The 22,758-nt window shown below is 70.1% G+C and carries 23 protein-coding genes; 5 read left to right on the top strand and 18 right to left on the bottom strand.

The annotated features are described in order from the left end of the window. Nucleotides 1-163: 163 nt before the first annotated feature. The 7 genes from HDC36_RS10495 to rph form a co-directional block, all read right to left on the bottom strand. Nucleotides 164-505, bottom strand: coding sequence for a PilZ domain-containing protein (locus tag HDC36_RS10495; RefSeq protein WP_179566961.1), 342 nt, complete (start codon nt 503-505; stop codon nt 164-166). Then, a complete protein-coding gene (locus tag HDC36_RS10490; RefSeq protein ID WP_179566959.1) occupies nt 502-2,991 on the bottom strand; it encodes a DUF1631 domain-containing protein in 2,490 nt (829 codons plus the stop codon). Before HDC36_RS10490 ends, HDC36_RS10495 begins: the two co-directional genes overlap by 4 nt. 85 nt (nt 2,992-3,076) lie before the next feature. Next, nucleotides 3,077-4,228 carry a radical SAM family heme chaperone HemW gene (hemW, locus tag HDC36_RS10485; protein ID WP_179566957.1) on the bottom strand — a complete coding sequence of 384 codons (1,152 nt, stop codon included), beginning with the start codon at nt 4,226-4,228 and terminating at the stop codon, nt 3,077-3,079. A 249-nt stretch (nt 4,229-4,477) separates the two neighbouring features. Then, nucleotides 4,478-4,786, bottom strand: coding sequence for an antibiotic biosynthesis monooxygenase family protein (locus tag HDC36_RS10480; RefSeq protein WP_179566955.1), 309 nt, complete (start codon nt 4,784-4,786; stop codon nt 4,478-4,480). Between the two features lie 11 nt (nt 4,787-4,797). Beyond that, the gene (gene rdgB, locus HDC36_RS10475; protein ID WP_179566953.1) at nt 4,798-5,397 is read right to left on the bottom strand and encodes an RdgB/HAM1 family non-canonical purine NTP pyrophosphatase; all 600 of its coding nucleotides are present in this window, start codon (nt 5,395-5,397) and stop codon (nt 4,798-4,800) included. Beyond that, nucleotides 5,394-5,786 (bottom strand): VOC family protein, encoded by a 393-nt coding sequence (locus tag HDC36_RS10470; protein ID WP_179566951.1) that lies wholly within the window; start codon nt 5,784-5,786, stop codon nt 5,394-5,396. Before HDC36_RS10470 ends, rdgB begins: the two co-directional genes overlap by 4 nt. After that, nucleotides 5,783-6,508 carry a ribonuclease PH gene (gene rph / locus HDC36_RS10465; protein WP_046981340.1) on the bottom strand — a complete coding sequence of 242 codons (726 nt, stop codon included), beginning with the start codon at nt 6,506-6,508 and terminating at the stop codon, nt 5,783-5,785. The genes HDC36_RS10470 and rph overlap by 4 nt, the downstream gene beginning before the upstream one ends. A 109-nt stretch (nt 6,509-6,617) precedes the next feature. On the opposite strand from rph, the gene HDC36_RS10460 reads away from it, so the two are divergent. Further along, nucleotides 6,618-7,478, top strand: a complete 861-nt coding sequence (locus HDC36_RS10460; RefSeq protein WP_179566949.1) for a YicC/YloC family endoribonuclease — start codon at nt 6,618-6,620, stop codon at nt 7,476-7,478. A gap of 46 nt (nt 7,479-7,524) precedes the next feature. On the opposite strand, the gene HDC36_RS10455 is transcribed toward HDC36_RS10460, so the two are convergent. The 11 genes from HDC36_RS10455 to HDC36_RS10405 all read right to left on the bottom strand — a co-directional run bounded on the left by HDC36_RS10455 (nt 7,525) and on the right by HDC36_RS10405 (nt 18,618). Next, complete coding sequence (locus HDC36_RS10455) at nt 7,525-8,259, bottom strand: energy transducer TonB (protein ID WP_179566947.1); 735 nt, start codon at nt 8,257-8,259, stop codon at nt 7,525-7,527. After that, a complete protein-coding gene (gene exbD, locus HDC36_RS10450; RefSeq protein ID WP_179566945.1) occupies nt 8,256-8,684 on the bottom strand; it encodes a TonB system transport protein ExbD in 429 nt (142 codons plus the stop codon). The genes HDC36_RS10455 and exbD overlap by 4 nt, the downstream gene beginning before the upstream one ends. A 10-nt stretch (nt 8,685-8,694) precedes the next feature. Continuing rightward, nucleotides 8,695-9,435 (bottom strand): tonB-system energizer ExbB, encoded by a 741-nt coding sequence (gene exbB, locus HDC36_RS10445; RefSeq protein WP_255432677.1) that lies wholly within the window; start codon nt 9,433-9,435, stop codon nt 8,695-8,697. After that, nucleotides 9,425-9,769 (bottom strand): hypothetical protein, encoded by a 345-nt coding sequence (locus tag HDC36_RS10440; protein WP_179566941.1) that lies wholly within the window; start codon nt 9,767-9,769, stop codon nt 9,425-9,427. The genes exbB and HDC36_RS10440 overlap by 11 nt, the downstream gene beginning before the upstream one ends. Continuing rightward, nucleotides 9,769-10,164: a YbaN family protein gene (locus tag HDC36_RS10435; RefSeq protein WP_179566939.1), complete on the bottom strand. Its 396-nt coding sequence runs from the start codon at nt 10,162-10,164 to the stop codon at nt 9,769-9,771. The genes HDC36_RS10440 and HDC36_RS10435 overlap by 1 nt, the downstream gene beginning before the upstream one ends. A gap of 25 nt (nt 10,165-10,189) precedes the next feature. Then, nucleotides 10,190-10,798 (bottom strand): biliverdin-producing heme oxygenase, encoded by a 609-nt coding sequence (locus HDC36_RS10430; RefSeq protein ID WP_179566937.1) that lies wholly within the window; start codon nt 10,796-10,798, stop codon nt 10,190-10,192. 70 nt (nt 10,799-10,868) lie between these two features. Continuing rightward, entirely contained in the window at nt 10,869-12,371 is a 1,503-nt protein-coding gene (locus tag HDC36_RS10425; protein WP_179566936.1) for a porin family protein, read from the bottom strand. Nucleotides 12,372-12,473: 102 nt separating this feature from the next. Next, complete coding sequence (locus HDC36_RS10420) at nt 12,474-13,301, bottom strand: Slam-dependent surface lipoprotein (protein WP_179566935.1); 828 nt, start codon at nt 13,299-13,301, stop codon at nt 12,474-12,476. A 95-nt stretch (nt 13,302-13,396) separates the two neighbouring features. Further along, a complete protein-coding gene (locus HDC36_RS10415; RefSeq protein WP_179566934.1) occupies nt 13,397-16,546 on the bottom strand; it encodes a TonB-dependent receptor in 3,150 nt (1,049 codons plus the stop codon). A 141-nt stretch (nt 16,547-16,687) separates the two neighbouring features. Further along, on the bottom strand, nt 16,688-17,728 hold the full coding sequence (locus HDC36_RS10410; protein ID WP_179566933.1) for a FecR domain-containing protein: 1,041 nt from the start codon (nt 17,726-17,728) through the stop codon (nt 16,688-16,690). A gap of 104 nt (nt 17,729-17,832) precedes the next feature. Next, nucleotides 17,833-18,618, bottom strand: coding sequence for a sigma-70 family RNA polymerase sigma factor (locus tag HDC36_RS10405; protein WP_255432676.1), 786 nt, complete (start codon nt 18,616-18,618; stop codon nt 17,833-17,835). Nucleotides 18,619-18,760: 142 nt separating this feature from the next. On the opposite strand from HDC36_RS10405, the gene gmk reads away from it, so the two are divergent. From gmk to HDC36_RS10385, 4 genes are all read left to right on the top strand, one after another. Continuing rightward, nucleotides 18,761-19,390: a guanylate kinase gene (gene gmk / locus HDC36_RS10400; RefSeq protein ID WP_179566932.1), complete on the top strand. Its 630-nt coding sequence runs from the start codon at nt 18,761-18,763 to the stop codon at nt 19,388-19,390. A 112-nt stretch (nt 19,391-19,502) separates the two neighbouring features. After that, nucleotides 19,503-19,802, top strand: coding sequence for a DNA-directed RNA polymerase subunit omega (gene rpoZ, locus HDC36_RS10395; RefSeq protein WP_010343101.1), 300 nt, complete (start codon nt 19,503-19,505; stop codon nt 19,800-19,802). 101 nt (nt 19,803-19,903) lie between these two features. Continuing rightward, complete coding sequence (locus HDC36_RS10390; protein ID WP_179566931.1) at nt 19,904-22,075, top strand: bifunctional (p)ppGpp synthetase/guanosine-3',5'-bis(diphosphate) 3'-pyrophosphohydrolase; 2,172 nt, start codon at nt 19,904-19,906, stop codon at nt 22,073-22,075. Between the two features lie 297 nt (nt 22,076-22,372). After that, entirely contained in the window at nt 22,373-22,756 is a 384-nt protein-coding gene (locus HDC36_RS10385; RefSeq protein ID WP_053842173.1) for a RidA family protein, read from the top strand. Nucleotides 22,757-22,758: the final 2 nt, after the last annotated feature.

Below are 22,758 nucleotides of genomic sequence, written 5' to 3'. Positions count from 1 at the left end.
CGGCCATGCCCAGGCGTAGCCGGGAAGCGACAGCCGTCGCCAGGCCGGCCGGATCTTCTTCCCGGCGATGGAGGAACCTGTAGGAGCGGCTTCAGCCGCGACAGGATCCATCGGTAAGGCCTGTCGCGGCTGAAGCCGCTCCTACAGGGGGCGCCAGCGATGCCTACCCGGCCGGCCCGGACTTGATCCATTGCCGCAGCAGGTCGCGATGCGCCGGCGAGATGGTCAGGAAGCGGAAGCCGGCCCAGGCCTGGCCCGGCGCCTGCGCGCGTTCGCTCCACAGCAGGTGCACGCCGACGTCGATCTGCACGTCGCGGCCGAGTTGCGGCAGCGCGAAGCGCAACTGGTACAGCGCGTCGTCGTGCAGCGGCGCCGACGCCAGCAGCAGCATGCCGCTCTCGGAGAGGTTGCCGAGCCGGCCGACCACGGCGTCTTCCATCATGTCCAGCACCGGCACCATGTCCGGGACCTGGCGGCGCGGCGAACGGCGGGCTTCGGCGATCATGCGTCCTCCAGGGTGTCGGCGGGGACCGGCGCGCCGGCCAGGGTGCGCAGCGCGCGCACGGTGGCGTGCCAGGCGCGGTCGATCAGGCGCGCGCGGTCCTCGGTGACGATCCGCGCCTGGCTCTGCGCCAGCAGCCGCGACAGCGCATCCAGCGAATACTCGGCGGTCTTGTGGCCGCGCTGGTTGACGAACAGGGCGCGGTCGGTGATCGGGCTGTACCAGGACAGCCGCTGCCGTTTCAGGTCGCCCTGCTGGTTGGTCACGAATTCGAACCAGGTGCCGAACGGCAGGCTGCGCAGCCGCGTGTAGGCCGCTTGCTCGGCGTCGTTGCGCGGCGCCAGCAGCGGCCGCTCGCCATCCTCGCCCTGGTCGCCGAGGCGCGTGCGCGCCTTCAACTTGGCGCTGAGTTCGGTGCGCGAGGTCAGCGTGTCGCCGCCGCCCGGAGTGGACAGGCGCCGCGCGATCGCTTCGGCTTCGTCCTGGTGGTAGCCGACCTGCAGCAGGGCGCTGCGCACTTCGCTGGCCAGCTCCGGGTCGGGTTCGCCACCGCTGGCGCGGCAGGTGACCTCGGCGATGCATTGGCTCAGCTGCTGGCGCTCGCGCCAGGCGTCGGAGTCCTCGCCCTGGCGCAGCAGGGTCAGGGTCAGCACATCGGACCAGGCCTGGTTCAGCAGCGCCTGCACGAACTTGGGCGGCTGCCAGGTCCGGCACAGCGCTTCCAGCGTGGCGCTGGCCAATTCCTTGGCCACCTCCAGCCGTTCCTTGCCGCGCGCGGCCTCGATGTGGCGGCGCTCGGCGATCTCGGCCTTGTGCGCCAGCGCGCGGTACTGCGCCTGGATGTCCTGGTGGGCCTGCTCGAAGACCTGTTCGTCGCCTTCGTATTCCTCGACTACCCGGTCGACCGTCTGGTTCAATTTCAGCAGCAGCTGCGGATCGGTGTCCTCTTCGCTGAGCCAGGTGGCGCCGGACTCGGCGACCGCATTGAGCAGCTCGCGCGCCGGATGCTGGCTGCGCACGAAGAACGCGCTGTCCTGCAGCGCGGCGCGCACCAGCGGAACCTGCAGGCGCTCCAGCAGAGCGGCGGCCGGCGCGTCGCTGCGCACTTCGCGTTCGATCTCCGCATACAGCAGGCCGAGCAGGTCGAAGGTGTCGGCATCCTGCGGTGCCAGCGCCGCCTGCGGACCATGTTCGGTGCGCAGTGTGGCCAGCAGCGCCGCCTGCACGTCGCGCACCTGGCGACGTCCGCGCAGGCCGGCCAGGGTGCTGTGCGCTGGCGGCTGCGCCTGCAGTTCGCCCAGGGCCTGCAGCAGCGATGCGGTGGGCACGCCGGGGGCGCTGGCCGTGGCGGCGGCGCGCGGCGCCGGCATCGGGACGTTGCCGGACGACGCAGGCATCGCTGTCGCTGCGGCAGCGTGCGCGGCGTCTGCGGGAGCGGTGCCGGTGGTCCCGGCCGGCGCCATCCGCGCGGCGGGCGCCGTCGCACGGTCGCGCGCGGCGGCGAGCAGCTGGCGCAGCGTGGCCAGGTCGGTCGGTGCGTTGCCGGGCGCGGCCGGCGCGGGGCTTGCTGCCGTCCCGGGGGTGGCCGCGATCGGCGGCGGAAGCGGGGGCGCTGCGCTCGGCAGGGCCGCTTCGCCGCCAGCGGCGCCGGGGCCCGGGCCGGACCAGCCGCCGGGTGCCGCCTGTCCGGACCAACTGGTGGCCGGGCGCGTGGCGGAGGAAGGGCGTGCCGCGCCGCGGTTGCCGGCGGCCGCGGCGGGTGCTGCGGTCGTCGGCCGCGCCACGTAGGGCAGGTAGACCAGGCCGGGCAGCACGCCGGCGTGCGCCAGCAGCACGTTGGCGCGTTCCACGATCTCGCCGTAGCGGACCAGCACCTGGCGCTCGAAGGCGCGGTACAGGGTCAGCTGCGCGTCCAGCCCCAGCCGCAATTCCTCGCCGGCCTCGCGCAGGATCCGGCACAGCAGGTGCGGCCCCAGCGGCGTATGTTCGGCTTCGAACGCCGGCCGCGCGGCGAGCACGCCGAAACGCTGGCCGAGCAGTTGCAGCGGGGTGCTGGCCCGCGCCGCCTCGCGCCGGGCGATGTCGTGCAGGACGATGTCGCGGTCGATGTCCACGTCGGCGACCAGGGTCAGCATCTGCATCGCCGCGCTGGCCTTGTCCTGGCGCAGCAGGCCGACCGGGGCGAGCGGCAGCCGCAGCGTGGCCAGGGCCGCTTCCAGCTGCGCCTTGTAGAACGGCGCGAAGCGCTCGCGGCGAGCCCGCAGGCCTTGCAGTTCCTGGTAGATGTCCTCCTGCAGCTGGCTGTTGCGCGCGCGTTCGGCCTGGTCGAACAGCTCGCGCTCCAGCTCGCTCAGGGTCGACTGCAACGGCGCCTCCAGCGATTGCCACAGCAAGGCCTTCAGCGCCTCCAGGATGTCGCGCACGCGCGTGGGCAGGGCGGCGCTGGCGAGCGTCGCCGGGTTTGCCGACGGAATGGCAGACAATGACATCCTGTGATCGCCGTTTGATTTCCGGGTCCGGTATGTAACACGTTTCTGGCGGCGCAACCATGTTGGCGGCGGCCTGGCGCAGCGTTCAGAGCATGAACAGGGCGACCACGTCGTTGGTGAAGCGCCGTCCCAGTTCGGTCGGCAGCGCATGCCCGGATTCCACCTGCAACCAGCCCCGCGCCTGCGCCTGGGCCAGCGCCGGGGCGATCGTCTCCGGCGCCAGGCCGGTGCGCACGGCGAAGTCGCGCAGCGCGAACCCCTGGTTCAGGCGCAGCGTATTGAGCATGTACTCGAACGGGCGCCGCTCGGCGCCGATCCAGTCGTCGCCGCCGATCGCCGCCGGGGTGCCGGCGGCGGCCAGGAACGCCTGCGGATGCTTGGTCTTCCAGCGGCGCAGGATGCTCTGCTCGGCGCCGGAGCTGATCTTGCCGTGGGCGCCGGCGCCGATGCCCAGGTAGTCGCCGAACTTCCAGTAGTTGAGGTTGTGCGCGCACTGGTAGCCGTCGCGGGCGTAGGCGCTGACTTCGTACTGGGCGTAGCCGGCCGCGGCCAGCAGCGCCTGGCAGCGCTCCTGCATGTCCCAGGCGTCGTCGTCCTCGGGAATGCCCTGCGGCGGGCGCGCGGCGAACACCGTGTTCGGTTCCAGGGTCAGCTGGTAGTGGCTGATGTGGGTGGGCTGCAGCGCCAGCGCGCGCGCGATGTCGCTCTCCGCCCCGGCCAGGGTCTGCTGCGGCAGCGCGTACATCAGGTCCAGGTTGAGGTTGGCGTAGCCGGCGTCCTGCGCCAGCTTCACCGCGCGCTCGGCGTCGGCGCTGTCGTGGATCCGGCCCAGGCGCTGCAGCGCGGCGTCGTCGAAGCTCTGGATGCCGAAGCTGAGCCGGTTGACCCCGGCCGCCAGATAGCGGTCGAAGCGACCATGCTCGGCGGTGCCCGGGTTGGTCTCCAGGGTGATCTCCAGGTTCGGCGCGAAGCGCAGGCGCGCGCTGGCCGCTTGCAGGAAACGGTCGATCGCCTCGGCCGGAAACAGGCTGGGGGTGCCGCCGCCGAAGAACACGGTCTGGACGGTGCGGCCCCAGACCAGCGGCAGGTCCTGGTCCAGGTCGCGGATCAGCGCGTCCACGTAGTCGTCGAACGGCAGCGCGCCCTTGGCCGCATGCGAGTTGAAATCGCAGTACGGGCATTTGCGCACGCACCAGGGCAGGTGCACGTACAGCGACAGCGGGGGCGGGATCAGCATGGTGCGGTGCGGGGCCTGTTAACGCGATCGGGATAGGCCACGCCGCGCTTAGGCGCGTGCGGGGCAAGGAAGAACGAGAGAGCTTATGTCGATAAGAGACCGAGTGATGACGCGGCACCGTGCGCGCCTAAGCGCGGCCCTCCGGGTTGCCGTGTCCGGCGCCCAGGCGGCCGCGCACGGCTTGGACAGGCGGCCAGCCTGCCGCGGCGCCGTGCGCGACCGCCTGGGCACCGGACACGGCAACGTGGCCTATCCCGATCGCGTTAACAGGCCCCAGTAGCCCACGCAGCGCTCGGCAGTGGTCAGCGCATCGCCGAGCCGGTCGAGCTGCGCGTAACGCTCGCGGCCGTACGCCAGGCAGTGGGTGTAGTCGGCTTCGTCGCGCCAGCGGTCGATGGTCAGGTAGGCGCCCGGTGCCTGCGCGCGCAGCAGTTCGGTGCCCAGGTAGCCCGGGTATTCGGCGAACAGTGCGGCCCAGGCGCCATCGGCGGCGTACAGCGTCTCGAATGCCTGTGCCTGGCCTTCGGCCACCTCGTATTCCCAGATCGTGACGAACATCGGCGTCTCCCTCAGGTGTCCCAGTGCGCCAGTTGCCTGCGCAGCAGCGCCAGCGCATGGCCGCGGTGGCTGATCCGGTTCTTCAGCGCCAGCGGCATCTGCGCCGCGCTCTGGCCGTGGTCCGGATCGAAGAACACCGGATCGTAGCCGTGGCCGCCGTCGCCGGCGCGCGCGTGCAGGATGCGCCCGCGCCAGCTGCCTTCCACCAGCAGCGGTTGCGGGTCTTCGGCATGCCGCAGCAGCACCAGCACGCAATAGAAATGCGCGGTGCGCTGCGCGTCGGGGACGTCGCGCAGTGCATGCAGCAGCTTGTCGATGTTGGCCGCGGCATTGCCGTGTTCGCCGGCGTAGCGCGCCGAGTACAGCCCCGGCGCGCCGCGCAGCGCGTCCACACAGATGCCCGAGTCGTCGGCCAGCGCCGGCAGGCCGGTGACCTGGGCGGCGTGGCGCGCCTTCAGCAGCGCGTTCTCGACGAAGGTCAGGCCGGTCTCGTCGGCATCGCGCACGCCGAGCGTGGACTGCGCGACCAGGTCGATGCCGGCGCCGTCGAGCAGCGCATGCAGTTCTTCGAGTTTGCCGGCATTGCTGCTGGCCAGGACCAGTTTCTTCATCGTTTGGGTTCCAGCAGGTCCCACTTGGTGCCGTACAGGTCGCGGAACACCGCGACCGTGCCATAGGGTTCCGCGCGCGGGGATTCGAGGAACTCCACGCCCTGCGCCAGCATCGCGGCGTGGTCGCGGGCGAAATCGTCGGTGTACAGGAAGTGGTCCACGCGCCCGCCGGTCTGGTCGCCGATCCGCGCGCGCTGGGCGGCGTCGCCGGGTTCGGCCAGCAGCAGCGCGGCATCGTCGCTGCCGCCCGGGCCGACCACCACCCAGCGCTTGCCGTCGCCGAGCGCCACGTCCTGCAGCAGGACGAAGCCGAGCTTGCCGGTGTACCAGGCGATCGCCGCGTCGTAGTCGGCCACGACCAGCGTGGTCAGCGCGATCCGTCGCTTCACCGGGCCAGCGCCTCGCGCTGGGCGGCAAGCAGTTGGCCGATGCCGGTTTCGGCCAGCGCCAGCAGCGCATCCAGTTCGTCGCGACGGAACGCGTGGCCTTCGGCGGTGCCCTGGATTTCGATGAAGCCGCCACCGTCGTTCATCACCACGTTCATGTCGGTGTCGCAGTCGCTGTCCTCGGCGTAGTCCAGATCCAGCACCGGCGTGCCGCGGTAGACGCCGACCGAGACCGCGGCGACCGCGCCGAGCACCACCGGCTTCTTCAGGTCGCCGCGCTTCTGCAGCCAGTTCACCGCGTCCATCAGCGCCACGTAGGCGCCGGTGATGGCCGCGGTGCGGGTGCCGCCGTCGGCCTGCAGCACGTCGCAGTCCAGGGTGATGGTGCGCTCGCCGAGCGCATTGCGGTCCACGCAGGCGCGCAGCGCGCGGCCGATCAGGCGCTGGATTTCCAGCGTGCGCCCGCCCTGCTTGCCGCGCGCGGCCTCGCGGTCGGAGCGCGAATGGGTGGCGCGCGGCAGCATGCCGTATTCGGCGGTGACCCAGCCTTCGCCCTTGCCGCGCAGGAAGCCCGGCACCCGGTTCTCCACGCTGGCGGTGCACAGCACGCGGGTGTCGCCGAAGCTGACCAGCACCGAGCCTTCGGCGTGGCGGGTGAAGGCGCGTTCGATGCGCACCGGGCGCAGCTGATCGGCCGTGCGGCCACTGGGACGGGAAAAGGACATGGGGATCGATCCGGAGGTGTCGTGAGGGCCGGGCGCGGCAGCGGGCCGGGCCGTGGGAGCTGAGAGGCGCTAGGTTACCATTCGCGCTTTGCACGCACCGGAACACCACATGATCCGCAGCATGACCGCCTTCGCCGGCGCCGAGCGCATCACTCCCTGGGGCACGCTGGGCTGCGAACTGCGCTCGGTCAACCACCGTTTCCTGGAAGTGGGCGTGCGCCTGCCGGAAGAGCTGCGCGCGCTGGAGCCGCAACTGCGCGAGCGCCTGGCCGCCCGCGTCAGCCGCGGCAAGCTGGACCTGATGCTGCGCCTGCGCGCGCCCGACGCCGCGCAGGCGCTAGCGGTGAACGAGCCGCTGGTCGAACAGCTGGCGGTGCTCGCGCAGCGGCTCGGCGCGCGCTTCCCGCAACTGCAGGTGCAGTTCGCCGACCTGCTGCAACTGCCCGGCGTGCTGCAGGGCCAGGCGGTCGATCCGGCCGCGCTGCAGGCGCAGGCGCTGGAGCTGCTGGACGCGGTGGTGGCCGAGTTCGTCGCCGCGCGCGAGCGCGAGGGCGGCAAGCTGGCCGCGGCCATCGTCGAGCGGGTCGATGCGGTCGAGCGTGTCGCCGCCGAGGTGAAGCAGCTGATCCCGGCCATCCGCGAGGGCCAGCGCGCCAAGCTGGCCGCGCGCCTGGCGGACCTGCCGCATCCGGTCGATCAGGGCCGCGCCGAGCAGGAACTGGTGCTGTGGCTGCAGAAACTCGATGTGGACGAGGAACTGGACCGGCTCGACAGCCACATCAAGGAGATCCGCCGCGTGCTGCGCCAGCCCGAGCCGGCCGGCCGGCGCCTGGATTTCCTGTTGCAGGAATTCAACCGCGAGGCCAACACCCTGGGCTCCAAGTCGGTGGACAGCCGCACCTCCAACGCGGCGGTGGAACTGAAGGTGCTGATCGACCAGATCCGCGAGCAGGTGCAGAACCTGGAATAGCGCTCCGCGCGCTTGGACCTGGCGCGCGTAGCGTGGCGCGGCCGCGTCAGCGTTCGCGCAGGAAGAAGTCCACCGGCACCACCACCTGCACCGGGTCGCCTTCGATCTCCGGCGGCGGCGCCGGCAACGGGCTGGCCCGCTGCACCGTCGCCAGCGTCTCGCTGTCCAGCGCGTCATGGCCGCTGCCCTGGACGATGTGGATCGCGCTGGCATGGCCGCGCCGATCCACCGCGAACTGTACCTGCACCACCCCTTCCTGCCGGCGCCGTTGCGCCGGCCGCGGGTAGCGCTTGTAGCGCTGCAGATGCCCCAGCACCTGCGCCTGCCAGGTGGCGCGCCGCTGTTGCGCCGCGCCGGACAGCGACTGCGCCGCGGCATAGCGGCTGGCTGGCGCCGCCGCCACGCTGGGCGGGGCGCTGGCCTGCGCCGCGCTGGACGCTTGCGGTGGGTCTTGCGCAGGCGTCGACGGCTGCGCTTCTTCCAGGTCGGCATGCAGCGGTTGCGGCGGCGGTTGCGGCGGCGCCGGCTGCGGCGCGCGCACGCGCGGGGCCTGGCGTTGCTCGGGCTGCGGCGGGCCCGGCGGCACATCGGTCGGTGGCGCCGCCGGCGCGGTCGGGGCCGGCGCCAGCTCCAGCATGAGCGCCTGCGCCGGAGCGGCGGGCGGCGGCGGCCGTTCGCGCGGCGGCCAGCACAGCAGCGCGGCGACGAGCGCCGCATGCGCCGCCAGTACGCCGCCGAGGCTGAGCAGCCAGCGCCGCAGCGTCCGCGGTCCTGCGCTCATCGGCCGGCCGGCTCCAGCCCGACCAGCGCGACCTTCAGGTAGCCCGCGTCGCGCAGCGCGTCCATGGTCCGCATCAGCTCGCCGTAGGCCACCGCGCGGTCGGCGCGCAGGAAGATGCGCTGCGTGCGGTCGCCGCGGGTCAGCCGGTCCAGCGCCGGCTGCAGCGCAGCGCGCTCGATCGGTGTGTCGCCGAGGCGCAGGCTCAGGTCCTTGCGCAGGGTCAGGTAGACCGGGTCGCGGTCCCTGAGCTGCGGCGCCGCGGTGCTGGCGGGCAATTCCACCGGCACCTGCACCGTGGCCAGCGGCGCGGCGACCATGAAGACGATCAGCAGCACCAGCATCACGTCGATCAGCGGGGTGACGTTGATCGCGTGGTGCTCGTCCAGCGCATCCTCGTCGTCGTCTCGGTTGCTGCGGATCGCCATGCCGGTGTCCTCAGGCCGTGCCGGCCATGGGCGCGCCTTGCGCAGCGGGCCCGGACGCCCGCTGACGATCCAGGTCGCGCGACACCAACTGCTGCACGCCGGCCGACAGGTCGCCCAGCTGCTGGCGCAAGCCGCCCAGGGTGCGCGCGAAATGGTTGTAGATCACCACCGCCGGGATCGCGGCGACCAGGCCCAGCGCGGTGGCGAGCAAGGCCTCGGCGATGCCGGGCGCGACCACCGCCAGGGTGGTGGTGTTGGCGCGGGCGATGCCGACGAAGCTGTTCATGATGCCCCACACGGTGCCGAACAGGCCCACGAACGGCGCGGTGGCGCCGATCGTGGCGAGCAGGCCGGTACCCTTGCGCAGCTGTCGCGCATGGCCCAGTTCGATCCGTTCCAGGCGCGAGGCCAGCCGTTCCTTGATCCCGGCCATGTCCTGCAGGCCGCTGGAGTGCTGCAGTTCGGCGCGGGCTTCGCGCAGCAACAGCTGCGCCGCGGGCGCCGCCAGCGGCGGGCGGCGCTCGGCATCGGCCAGGTCCTGCGCTTGCGCCAGCGCCGTGCGCGCGGCCTGCAGCGCCCGCCCGAGCCGCGCCAACTCCCAGCTCTTGGCCACCAGCACCGTCCAGGTGGCGACCGAGGCGATGGCCAGGCCGACCATCACCGCCTGCACCACCAGGTCGGCGTGCAGAAACATCTGCCAGGGCCCCAGGTCGGGTGGCAGCACGGGGGGCGGGGCGATGTCAGCATGCATGGTCGTCATCCAGCAGGTCGGAACGGGGGGCGGGGGTGTGCGTTTGCGTCATGGCCTGGGCATGCGGCGCGTCCGGCAGCAGGCCGGCCGATTGCAGGCAGGCCAGCACCCGGTACCAGGCCGATGCCGAGATCGCGTAGCCGGCGTCGCGCGCGGCGGCATGCAGGTGCTGCGGCGTCAGCTGGCCGTGCGCGCCGAGCACTTGCGGCGCCAGCCGCACCGCCGCCAGGCGCGCGGAGGTGACGTTCAATCCGGCGCCGCGCAGCAGCGCCGACCACGGATCGGCGCGCCGCACCTGCCGACGGCGACGCTGCGCGCGGATCTTGCCCGGCATCACCGCGCTCCCGGTGCATCGGCGGCGCGGCGCGGCGCCGGACGCGACAGCACGTAGGCGGCGCTGCCGGCGAAGAACAGGCCCACGCCCAGCGCCAGCTTCCAGCCCGGATGCGCGCCGCAGCAGAACAGCACGTAGCCCACGCCCATGCCGGCACCGGCGAAGCACTTGCCGCGGCGCGTGATCGCACCCTGTTCGCGCCACAGCCGCAACGCGGCGCCGTAGCGGGGATGCTGCAGCAGCCATGCCTCCAGGCGCGGCGAGGAGTGCGAGAAGCACCATGCCGCCAGGATCAGGAAGATCGTGGTCGGCATCACCGGCAGCAACGCGCCGATCAGGCCCAGCGCCAGCATCAGCAGGCCCAGGCAGCACCACGCGCCGCGGCTCAGCGACATCGCCGCACCTCCTGCGCGCACGCGCTCATTGCGCGCCGGCCGGGAGATAGGTATCGACATGGGCGTAGACGCGATCGAACGCGGCGCACGCCGCAGCGACCACGGCCTGCTCCTGCGCAGGATCCAGCGGCACGCTGTCGAGCGCGGCGGTGAACTGGCGCCAATGCCGCGCGCGCCCGTCCGGGTGGCCGGCGAGGTGGCGCGCACCGAACTGCTCGTGCAGTCCCAGCCGGGCGGCCAGCTTGGCCAGGATCGCCGCGCCCAGGTTGGAACCTTCGGCCACGTACAGCCAGCCCAGCGCGTCGACCTGTTTTTCGTAGCGGCGGCCGTCCGGCGCCGGAAGCGGGCGCATGGCGGGGACCGCGACGCCCAGGTCGGCCAGGTCGGCCAGCAACTGCGGCAGGCGCCGCCGCTGCGCCAGTTCCGGGATCACGCTGGCGAGCACCGGATTGCGGTACACGTTCTCCATGTCGCAGTGGAAGCAGTACTGCACCTGCACGAAGCGCGCGTAGTTCGCGCGCGATGCGAACGGTTGCGCGGCCATGATGCGCTGGTCCAGGCGCGCGTGCGCTGCGTGGGTGGCGGCCTTCAGGCGCTGGCTGCGGGTGGTGGTGTCGGCGAAGCATTCGGTCATGGCGCGGGCTCGTGGTCGGTGGGGCAGGGGCGCGGGTGGGCAGGCGGGGGCGGAGGCAGGCGATCCGGACTCAGAACACCCGCTCCAGCTTCAGGCTGATCGCGTTCTTGTCGTAGCCGTACAGCCAGTCCACGTTGCTGTGCACGCGGTTGTGGCGCAGGATGAGCAGGGGCGTGAAGCCGGCGAAGGCCAGGCGCGGCGCCTTCAGCACGATGGTGTAGTTCTGCTCGTCGTCGCGGCGGCGCGCGCCGAGCACGGCGCTGTAGGCGTCGTAGTCGCGGCGCCGGTACGAGGCGAACGCGCTGCCGACGAAACCGGCCGGCCATTGCAGCGAGGCACCCAGCCGCGCGCCGCGCTGCAGGTAGCCGTTCGCGGCCTGCCGCGCATCGCTGGCCACCACATCGATGCCGCCGAACACGGTCCAGCGCGGGCCCAGGCTGCGGAAATAGGTGGCGTAGGCCGAACGCAGGCCGCCGTCGTAGTTGCGCGCATAGTCCTGGCGCCGGTAGCGCATGTCCTTGTAGTCGGCTTCCAGCTTCAGCAGCGAACTGGGCGACAGCGTCCAGTTCCAGTCCCCGTGCACGCCCCAGGCCGCGTACAGCGCGTCGTTGCCCCAGGCGTAGTACTCGAACGACGGCGCCAGCGAAATGCCATGGCGGCCGCTGCGGTAGCTGTAGCCGGCCTGGGTGGTCGTGGTCAGTTCGTTGTAGGCGCTGTGGCCGCGGTAGCCGTTGCCGAACAGCAGCGAGCGCAGATACAGGCCGTGATGGCCGCGCAGCGGCAGGCGCTTGTCGAGGCTGGCGTCGTAGTCCACCCCGCCGGCGCCGATCGCGGCCGGCAGTTGCCGGTCGATGTAGCAGAAGCCGCTGCTGTCGGCGAGCAGGCAGGTGCGGCTGGCGGAGCTGCGGTTGAGGTTGTCGTTCCAGGTCGGGCCGAACGCGAACGCGCCGCTCCATGCGCGGCGGCTGGCCAGCGCGCGCTGGAACGCTTGCACGCTCTTGCGCACCCCGGCGGTCCTGGGGTCGCCGGCATCGACGGCGGCGGCGATGGCGTCGAACAGCTCGCCCGCCTCGCGGTCCTGCTGGTCCTCGAACAGCACGCGGGCCAGCTCCAGGCGGCCGGGCAGGAAATCGGGCTTGAGCGCGAGCAGCGCACGGTAGTGGCGCTCGGCGTCCGCATAGCGGCCATCGCGCCGCGCCAGTGCGCCCTGCGCGTAGTGCAGCAGCAGCGGGTCGTGGTCGGCCAGGGTCAGGTACTCGGCCAGGAAGCATTGCGCCGCGTCCCACCGCTTTTGCTGGATGGACAGGTACAGCGCGCGGCCTAGGTCGCTGGCGCTGCGCTCGACGGTGTAGGACTTGCCCTCGATGTCCAGCGTCGGACGCGGCCCATCGTCGTCGAGTTCGTCCTTGAGCAGCTCGCGTTCGCGCTGCAACGCATGCCGCTCCACGCTCTGGTCGAGCATGCGGCGGGTATCGTCGCGTTCCTGTGCGGCGACAGGAAACGCCGGCAGCGACGCTGCCAGGAGGAGCAGGGCGGCGAGCAGCGCCGGCCGCGCAGGAAAGAGGGAGTGCATCGAATCGATAGGCCAGGTGGTGGGCAGGACTGGCTTGGCCTTGGCTTGTCCTGCCCGGATCATCGACGGAACGGCGCAGAGCGAATGCTCAGCGCGTCATGCTCAGTTCTTGGTGCCGCCGAAGGCGGTGTCGTACTGGGTGCCGCTGAAGTTGACGATGCCGGCCAGGGCGGTCTGGCCGCTGTAGAACTGGCCGGACACCGCGCCGCCGGAGGCCACCAGGCTGCCCGATTGCGTCGCCAGCGCGGTGCTGCCGGAAATGCTGGCATTGCTGTTGATGGTGGCCGAGCCGATGTTCACCGTGTAGCCGCTGCTGCTGTTGGCGATGCTGCCGGTCAGCGTGCCGCTACCGAAGTTGGCGGTGAACACGCCCGACAGCAGGTTGCCGTTGCCGCCGTTGGCCGCGGCGTTGTAGTTGTTGATGCCGACCACGTTGTAGGTGGCCGAGCCGGTGGTGGGCACCGTGGTGTCGCCGTTGTCGCCGATGTAGTAGACGGTGCGGGTGCTGTCGCCACTGGTGCCGTACGCGGACCATTCGCCGAACCACACGTCCTGCGCGCCGACCTGGGCGAACACGAACACGCCCAGATTGTCGTGGCTGTCCGGCGCGCCGGTATACGGGAAGTTGAGCTTGTGCACGAGCCTGGTGCCGTCGCTGCTGCCGTCCTTGTTCCAGTCCACCGCGCTGTTGGTCTTGACGCTGTAGGCGGTGAGCCCCTGGAAATCGACTTCGTTGCCCAGGCCAGTCGAGTTGACGGAAATGCCGGCCTTGCCGCTGCTGTGCGGGCCGCCGTTGACGTCGGATTCGCCGACCTGGACGTTGCCGGTGTTGCTCGAGGCGCCCTTGAAATTCGCCGCCTGGCTGGCGCCGATGGTGGCCACGGCGAGCACGGACAGCGCGAACACGGACAGTGTGCGTTGCGTCTTCATATTGCCAATCTCCTTTTGCGGATTGAGGTACTGCGTTGGTGCGGACGTCCTGTCCTTTAGGGTCACTTCTCCAAGCTCGTCAGCCGCCGCCGCGCTCAGAAGCGCGCGGACAGGCTGAGTTTCAGGGTCCTGCCGGGTGCGGCCACCGCCGAGCGCGTGGCCGGGTCGACGTAGTACTGGTCGGTCAGGTTGGTGCCGGTCAGCTCCACGCTCAGGTTCTCGCGCAGCTTGTAGCTGGCGTAGGCGTCGAAGATCAGGGTCGTGCCCCAGGAGAACGGCACGTTGAAGTTGTAGACCAGGCGCCCGCCGCCGCTTTGGATCGAGTGCGCGCGGTACCAGTCCAGGTCGGGGTTCTCGTATTGCCTGAAGTAGCTGGCGCGCCCGCCGATCTCCAGGCGTCGGTCGAGGAAACGCCCGCCCAGCGACCAGGTCGCCGACAGCTCCGGCGCGGCCTGGGTCAGCAGGTAACCGCCGACGAACCCGTAGTCCACGCAGGTCGGCACGGCCTGGCTGCCGAGCGCATAGCCATTGCTGGTGCTCAGGATGGCCGCGGTGCTTTCGTCGCAGACCTGGTTCTCCAGGCTGTAGTTCACCCCCAGGTCGGTGAACAGGCGGCCGCCGTCGTAGCGGGCCTGCAATTCCAGGCCGCGGATGGTCTGCTTGTCGACGTTGTCGAACTTGAAGCGCGGATCGCGCTCGATCACGTCGCGGGTCTTGTTGACGTAGTAGGCGAGCTTGACGTCGGCGGTCGCGTCTGGCCCCAGCAGGTGGCCGAGGTCGTGGACGTAGGCCAGCTCCCAGTTGTAGGCGTGTTCGGGCTTCAGTCCCCAGGGATTGATCGAAGCGGAGAAGGCCAGCGTGCTCTCGAACATGCTCGGATAGCGCACCGTCTCGGCGTAGCGCAGATAGGCGCGGCTGTGGTCGCCGAAGTCGAGCGTGGCCGAGAAGAACGGCACCCAGCCGTGGTCCTTGCGCTTGCTCGCCTGCGCGACGTAGCTGGTGCCGACCGCGGTGGCCCGGCACAGTCCATCGACGACGTTCGCGACCCCGTCCAGCGTGCCGTTGAGGCAGGCGTTGCCGGACTTGCTGTAGTTGCCGTCGGCGTCCGCTTCCCAGGGCACGCTGTGGTTCACCGTATAGCTGGTCGGCACCGCGGCCAGCAGCTCGTTGGCGAGTTGGTCGTAGATGTCCTGGGTGATCGCGCCCAGGTCCAGCAGCATCTTGTAGACCTCCAGGTTCTCGCCGGCCATCGCCTCGCGTTCCTGCTGGGTATAGGCCTGCGTGGTGGCGTATTCGACGTTGTATCCGGTCGTCGCGCTCGCCTGTATCTGCCCCCGGTGGGCGGCGAGGAAATCGTCGTAGGCCCAATACGAGGTGTAGCGCGCGCCTGCACCCACGGTCAGGGCATCGAGCGGACGCCATTCGACATTGAAGTTCGCCTGCCATTCCTGGCGGCGTCCGGCGCGCGGGTACATGCGCCAGCCGTCGCTGGTGCCGAAGTAGGCATCGTCCGAGCGCAGCTTCTCGCGCTGCCAGCTGCCGCCCAGGGTTAGGTCCAGCGTATCGCTGAAGCGGATCTTGTTGCTGAGGGTGATGCCGTTGCGCGTGTTGCTGGCGTTGGCCAGCGCGGTGTTCTTGAGCGTGGGGTCGTAGCCCCACTGCGGATCGCCCTGGGCGAAGTTGGGGAAGCCGCCGGCGGTGTAGGTGTCGCTGGCCGTGTCGGTACGCCACAGGTTGGCGTACAGGTCGATCCAGCGGCTGTCCTCGGGCCGCCATTTGTATTCCAGGTTGTAGGCCTTGGTGTCGACCCGGCTCAGCGGCCACTGGATCGCGCCGCGGTCCTGCGAGTTCATGATCCGCGAGGGCATGATCTCGCCGTAGCGGGACAGGCTGTCGCGGTAGCCCAGTTGCAGCGCCTGCGCGTCGTCGATGCGCCAGGTGGCCTTGAACAGCCACGATTCCATCCGGCTGGACGTATTGGTCACCTCGTTGCCGGGTTTCCAGTAGTTCGCCATCGAGGTGATGTAGTCCTCGGCATAGGAACTGCGTTCGTCGCTGTAGTAGCCGGTGTTGCGCTTGCCGGCGTAGTAGTTGCCGCGTTCGCGGTAGGCATAGGCGGCCAGCAGGTCGAGCCGGTCGCTCGGGCGCCAGCCCAGGGCCATCCGGTAGGCGTAGTCCTCGCCGGCGAAGACGTTGTAGCCGCCGCCGCCGGTCCTGGGCGTGACCCGCAGCGTCTGGTCCGCATACGGAATGGCCGGCGTGTCCTGCGGAAAGCCGTCCACCGTGCGGTAGTCCTCGCCGGTGTGCAGGGTCGGCAGCCGCGGCGAGGTCGCGTTACTGCTGCCTTCGAGCTTGAACTCGCCGCCGAAGCGCTGACCCGGCGCGACGACGTCGTCCACGTCCAGGGTGTCGATGACCATCGCACCGCCGACGCCGGTGGTGACGTTGCGGGTCAGCGACGGACCCTTGAGGATCTGGATGCCGCCGATCAGGAACGGGTCGATGTAGTTGCGGTTGCTGGCGCCGTTGTAGCCGCGCCAGACCGTCAGCGCCTGCTCGGTGCCGTCGATCGTCACCGGCACGCGGCCGGGACCCTGGATGCCGCGGATGTTGATGTCCAGCGCGCCGCTATTGCGGGCGTCGCCGCTGAACACGCCGGCGATGCCGTTGAGCAGGTCCGATGGCGTGGCGCCCTTGTAGCGTTCGACTTCGCTGCGACCGATGTAGGCGCTCGACACGTCCAGGTCGTAGACGTCGTCGTAGCCCTGCGCATCGCGCGCGCTGCCGGTGGCGGTGCCGCGGGCGGCCCCGGCCACGTTCAACGTGTCGGTGACGATCGCAGGCTCGCGTTCTGCCTGGGCCGGGTCGTGCGCCGCGGTCTCCAGGGTGACCGCATTGGCGCCGGTCCGCCGCGGGACCAGGCCGCTGCCCTGCAGCAGCCGCTGCAGCGCCTGCTCGGCGCTGTAGTCGCCCTTCACTGCGGGAGCGACGAGGCCGTAGGGTTCCTGCCGGCTGTACAACACCTGCAATCCGGTCTGTGCGGACAGTTTCACCAGCGCGTCGGGCAGCGGCTGGGCGTCCAGGTCGATGGCGTAGCGCGCTTGTTGTGCGCCCGCCGTGGGGATCGGCGACTGCGCATGCGCAATGGTGGAGATGCCGAGCAGGGTGGACGCGAGGGCGCTGGAGAGCAGGGTGCGGCAGGCAGGCGAGCGGCCCTTGCGCAAGGCGGCGGTGGCGATGGACATGGAGTCGGGTATCGGGAGGAGGGTATTTGATGCGAACGAAAATCATTACGTTCTTGTCGGTAACACGGGTTCGGCGTGCTCTGACTACCCAGTCCATCCGCGGACGACGTGCTACATCGCCCTCTTTTGTTTATGTTTTATTCATTTTACCGAGCTCGTCTGCGGCGACGGCCGGTACACGAAGGTCGCCCATCCCAGGTGCACCGCGTCGAGCCGCAGGCTGTCCAGCAGCACCTGCAGGCCGGCGTCCGGGTCGGCAATGTTGAACGCGCCGGAGACCGGCAGTGCGCCGATGTCGCCACGCAGCTGGATGAAGCCGTGGCGGTAGCGCGAGAGCTCGCGGATCACCTGCGACAGCGGCGTGTTGTAGAAGACCAGTTGCTGCCGCCGCCATGCGGCCACCGCGAGCGGATCGACGGCGGTTTCGCGGCGCACGCTGTTGCCTGCCAGCCATGCGCGTTGCCCGGCGACGAGCACCGTGCCGGTCTTCCCGGTGGGCGGGCGGACGGCGACGCGGCCTTCGGCCACGCTGACCTGGCTCGTATCGTCTTCGAGATGGACATTGAACGCGGTGCCTAGCACGCGCGCGCTGCCGCCGGCGCTGTCCACGATGAAGGGGCGGCGTGGATCGCGCGCGACCTGGAAGAAGGCTTCGCCGCGCAGCAGCCGCACCGAACGGGTGCCCTCGTGCATGCGCACGACGATGGCGCTGTCGGTGTTGAGGGTGACGACGCTGCCGTCCTGCAGTTGCAGCCGCCGCATCGCGCCGACCCCGGTGTAGGCATCGCTGCGCAACCGGTCCAGGCCGCCGGCGCCCAGCCAGGTGCTGGCGCCGATCGCCAGGGCGAGCCCGGCGGCCACCGCCTGCCAGCGCTGCCGCTGCCGGTGCCAGCGCCGCTGCGCAACCGTCGGTACGGCCGCCGCGATCGCGGCAGAAGGCGATGGCGCGGGCTGCAACGGATCGATGCCGAGTTCGTCGCCGACCTCGGCGGCCGGGCGCTGCAGCATGCCCAGCAGCGTGCGCGCCGCCGCCACCGCTTGTGCGCGCGCCGCAGGGGCGACGGCCAGCCAGTCCCGGTACTGCCGCAAGGTGTCCGCATCGCTGGGCGCTTCGTCCAGGCGCAGGATCCAGTGGACGGCTTGGTCGAACAGGTCGTCGTCGACGGAGGGGGTGTCGGGCATCGTCTGCCTATCCGCTAAGGAATGGGGTTGTCGTCCGCGGCAAAGGGAATCCGCGGGTCATTGATGAGCATGACGGGTCCAGCGTTGCCGATCCCGTAGCCGCGCTAGAGGTCCCGGCCGGCCTCCCGCAGCCGCCGCCGGCAGTGGGCGAGCGCGACGGCGATGTGCTTTTCCACGGTGCGCGGGGAAATGCCCAGCTGTGTGGCGATCTGCGCCATGCTCAGGTTGCGGCCGCGGAACAGCACGAAGACCCGCCGCGCCTGCGCGGGCAGGTCGCGGATCGCCTGCAGCAGGACCGCGTATTCCTGCTGGCCCAGGGTCGCGGCGTAGGGCGATGGCTCCGCGCTGGGAACATCTTGTGCAGCGTCCGCAGGGGCGAGAAAGCGGCTGCGCGATGCGGTCAACCGCTGCCGGTCCACCGCGACGTTGTCGACCACGCGGCGTAGATAGGTGAGCGGGTCGCGGACGCTGTGGTGGCCGGGCTCGCGCGACGCCAGGCGGATCCACGCATCGTGCACGATGTCGCCCGCCGCGCCGGCGTACTTGCGCGTCGCATACCGATGCAGTTCCGCGTAGCTGCTTTCCAGTTCGTCCGCCAGCGAGACAGGCGTGGCGGAAGAGGGAGGAGTGGACATGGCATCCGTCCAGGACCACGGAAGAAGAGCCGAAGTGTAGTGCGGATGAGATTTATTCTCAATTAAGCTCGGCCGCGACCTGCCGCCGCCGCATGCAACTGGACGCGCCACCGTGCGGAGGCGCGGTCGCTTGCGCGTCCCGCCGCGCCGCTGCATCGCGCACAGGGATTTGCTCTGCCCGCGCGTGCAGCCGCCAGCGGCCCGACCGGCAGGCCGGTGCATGCAGTCGCGTGGGGAAAAGCGCTTGAGGATCATGCCGTTAAGTCCTCAGGCTGTGGGTGGGCGGCGAACGGGCGACGCATTGCCAGGCAGATGCTGCAAGGCCCGGTCGCTTGCGGTCGCGGCTGGGGCTGGTATCGTGCGCCGCCCGACTTCAATCGACGGCGAGACCTGAGCGATGCGCGGCACTCTCTATATCGTTGCGGCGCCTTCCGGCGCCGGCAAGAGCAGCATCGTCAACGCCACGCTGGCGCGCGATCCGCAGATCGCGCTGTCGATCTCGTTCACTTCGCGCGCGCCGCGGCCGGGCGAGCGCCATGCCGAGCACTACCACTTCGTGTCCGCCGACGAGTTCCAGGGCATGATCGATGCCGGCGACTTCTTCGAGTACGCCCGCGTCCACGGCGACTGGAAGGGGACTGCGCGGCAATCGGTGGAGCCGCAGCTGGCCGCCGGCCACGACGTGCTGCTGGAGATCGACTGGCAGGGCGCGCGCCAGGTGCGGGCCAAGGTGCCCGACGCGGTCAGCGTGTTCATCCTGCCGCCGTCGCGGGCGGCGCTGGAGCAGCGCATGCGCAAGCGCGGCCAGGACAGCGAGGCGGTGATCGCGCAGCGGCTGGCGGCGGCGCGCGAGGAGATGTCGCACTACGCCGACTTCGACTACGTGATCGTCAACGAGGATTTCGACACCGCGGTGGACGAGATGTGCGCGATCTTCGTCGCCAGCCGCCTGCGGCGCCTGCCGCAACAGCAGCGGCATGCCGATCTGATCGCCGCGCTGCTCGACCAGGATCAGGCAACTGGCTGATTCCAAAGGAAACTGAATGATGGCCGGTTGATTTCGGTCGGCCCGCGCCCTACAATCGCCGCCCTTTCCCTCATTCGAGCGCGTGGCCGCCAGCGGCCCGCCGGGAGCCCGCATGGCCCGCATCACCGTAGAAGATTGCCTGGAAGTCGTTAACAACCGTTTCGAACTGGTCATGATGGCGTCCAAGCGCGCCCGCCAGCTCGCCAACGGCGTGCAGGCCACCCTCGACAACACCGAATCGGCCGACAAGCCGACGGTGCTGGCGCTGCGCGAGATCGCCGCGCGCAAGATCGACAACGCGCTGATCGACGAAGTCGAGAAGGCCGAGCGCGAGCGTGCCGAGCGCGAAGCGCTGGAGTGGGCCGCGGCCGAGGTCGTCGCCGACGAAGACATGTCCAAGAACGACGACTGATCGCGTCCCCGCGCTCGGAGCGTCTGCCGAACAGCCCGCATCCGCGGGCTGTTTCGTTTTGCGGGTTTGCCGTCCTCGCGCCGCTGGCATAGTCTTCGCGCATGAACCCAGGCCCTTCTGCCCAGGTCGCCACCGCCGCGCCGTCGCCGGCCAACGAGGCGATCCCCGACTACGTTCTGCAACTCGAACGCAGCGCCAGCTATCTGCCGGCCGAGCAGATTCCGCTGCTGCGACGCGCGTGGGAAGTGGGCGCGGCCGCGCATGCCGGGCAGACCCGCAAGTCGGGCGAGCCCTACATCACCCATCCGGTGGCGGTGGCCGGCGTGCTGGCCGAACTCGGCCTGGACGTGGAGGCGCTGATCGCGGCGATCCTGCACGACACCATCGAAGACACGCCGCTGACCCGCGCCGAACTGGCCGCCGAATTCGGCGAGGCGGTCGCCGAACTGGTCGATGGCGTCACCAAGCTGGACAAGCTGAAGTTCCGCGACCGCCAGGAAGCGGCGGCCGAGAGCTTCCGCAAGATGTTGCTGGCGATGTCGCGCGACCTGCGCGTGATCATGATCAAGCTCGCCGACCGCCTGCACAACATGCGCACGCTCGGCGCGCAGAGCGCCGAGGCGCGCAGCCGCATCGCCCGCGAGACGCTGGAGATCTACGCGCCGATCGCGCAGCGCCTGGGCATGAGCCTGATGAAGTCCGAGTTGCAGAACCTCGGCTTCCGCGCGCTGCACCCGTGGCGCCACGCGATCATCGAAAAGCACATCCGCAGCCAGCCGGTGGTGCGCCGCGAGTCGATGGCGCAGGTGGAGGTGCAACTGTCGCAACGGCTGGCCAAGGAGGGGCTGGAGCACCGCCTGGTCAGCCGGATCAAGACCCCGTGGAGCATCTACAACAAGATGCGTGACGAGAACAAATCCTTCGACCAGGTGATGGACGTGTTCGGCTTCCGCCTGGTGGTGCGCGGGGTGCCGGACTGCTACCACGCGTTGGGCGCGGTGCACGCCACGTTCAAACCGCTGGACGCGCGCTTCCGCGACTTCATCGCCATTCCCAAGGCCAACGGCTACCAGTCGCTGCATACGGTGCTGTTCGGCCCCTACGGCTCGCCGATCGAAGTGCAGATCCGCACCGAGGAAATGGACCTGATCGCCGAGCGCGGCGTGGCCGCGCACTGGACCTACAAGTTCGGCGGCGATTCGCCCAACAGCGCGCAGAGCCGCGCGCATGCGTGGATCGTCGAATTGATCGAATCGCAGCGTGCCGCCGGCTCGTCGCTCGAATTCCTGGACAACGTCAAGGTCGACCTGTTCCCGGACGAGGTCTACCTGTTCACGCCGAAGGGCAAGATCCTGGCGCTGCCGCGCAATTCCACCGCGCTGGATTTCGCCTATGCGGTGCATACCGACGTCGGCAACCGCGCGGTGGCCTCGCGGGTGGACAAGAAGCTGGTGCCGCTGCGCACCAAGCTGGTCAGCGGGCAGACCGTGGAAGTGATCACCGCGCGTTCGGCCACGCCCAAGCCGCAGTGGCTGGAGTTCGTGGTCAGCAGCAAGGCGCGTACCGCGATCCGCCATCAGCTCAAGCAGCTCGAGCACGAGGACGCGGTGCAGCTCGGCCACCGCATGCTCGACCGCGCGCTGGAAGCGATGGACAGCGCGCTGGAGCGGCTGCCGAAGGGGCGCCTGGACTCGTTCCTCAGCGAGCACCGCTATCCGCGCCTGGAGGCGTTGCTGGCCGACATCGCGCTGGGCAACTGGATGCCGAACCAGGCCGCGCAGGCGCTGATGGCCTATGCGGAACTGCGCGGCGGCGGCCTGTCCAAGCATTCGCAGGAAAAGATCCTGATCAACGGCACCGAGCGCGGCGTGGTCAGCTTCGCCAACTGCTGCCAGCCGATTCCCGGCGACGAGATCATGGGCTACCACACCGCCGGCAAGGGCATCGTCGTGCACCGGCTGGATTGCCCGAACCTGGCCGAACTGCGCAAGTCGCCGGAGCGCTGGGTGCCGATCGGCTGGGACACCAGCGTCATCGGCGACTACGACACCGCGTTGGTGGTGGACGTGGAGAACCGCACCGGCGTGCTGGCGCAGCTGGCCGCGGCGATCGCGCAGAGCCAGTCCAACATCGAGCGCGTGGACTACCTGGATCGCGACTTCAACGCCGCCGTGTTGCGCTTCAACATCCAGGTACGCGACCGCAACCACCTGGCCGAAGTGATGCGCCGGTTGCGGCGGCTGACCGCGGTGCAGAGTGTGCGCAGGCAGTAGTGGAGCCGGGATTCGGGGCTCGGGGGATGGTCGCAAGTGCGCTGCATCTTGCTTTTCTGTAGGAGCGGCTTCAGCCGCGACGCCTTCCCGGTAAAGCGTCGCGGCTGAAGCCGCTCCTACAGAAAGGCGGTTTGTCGCTGGCTGGAAGAGGCGTCTTGCTCAAAAGAATCGGTACTTCAAGTCTTTTGACAGCGATATGCCTCGAGGCAGCATCCTGCCGTCCCGAGTCCCGAGTCCCGAGTCCCGAGTCCCGAGTCCCGAGTAAAATACCCATTCCCTATTTCCGTTGGAGCCGCCATGTCCCGCCAGATCATCCACACCGAGCAGGCGCCGGCCGCGATCGGTCCGTATTCGCAGGCGGTGCGCGCCGGCAACACGGTGTATTTCTCCGGCCAGATCCCGCTGGATCCGGCGACCGGCGAGGTCGTGCCCGGCGATGTCGGCGCGCAGGCGCGCCGCGCCTTCGACAACCTCAAGGCGGTGGCCGAGGCGGCCGGCGGTTCGCTCGACCGGATCGTGCGGCTGGGCCTGTATCTGACCGACCTGTCGCAGTTCGCCCAGGTCAATGCGGTGATGCAGGACTATTTCCAGGCGCCGTTCCCCGCGCGTTCCACCGTCGAAGTATCCGCGCTGCCGAAGGGCGTCGGCTTCGAGGTCGATGCGGTGATGGTGCTCGACTGACC

It is taken from the genome of Xanthomonas sp. JAI131 (genome assembly GCF_013410075.1).
Lineage (GTDB): Bacteria > Pseudomonadota > Gammaproteobacteria > Xanthomonadales > Xanthomonadaceae > Xanthomonas_A > Xanthomonas_A bonasiae.
Note: the sequence above shows the minus strand (reverse complement) of the source record. Positions and strands in the feature narration are given on the sequence as shown.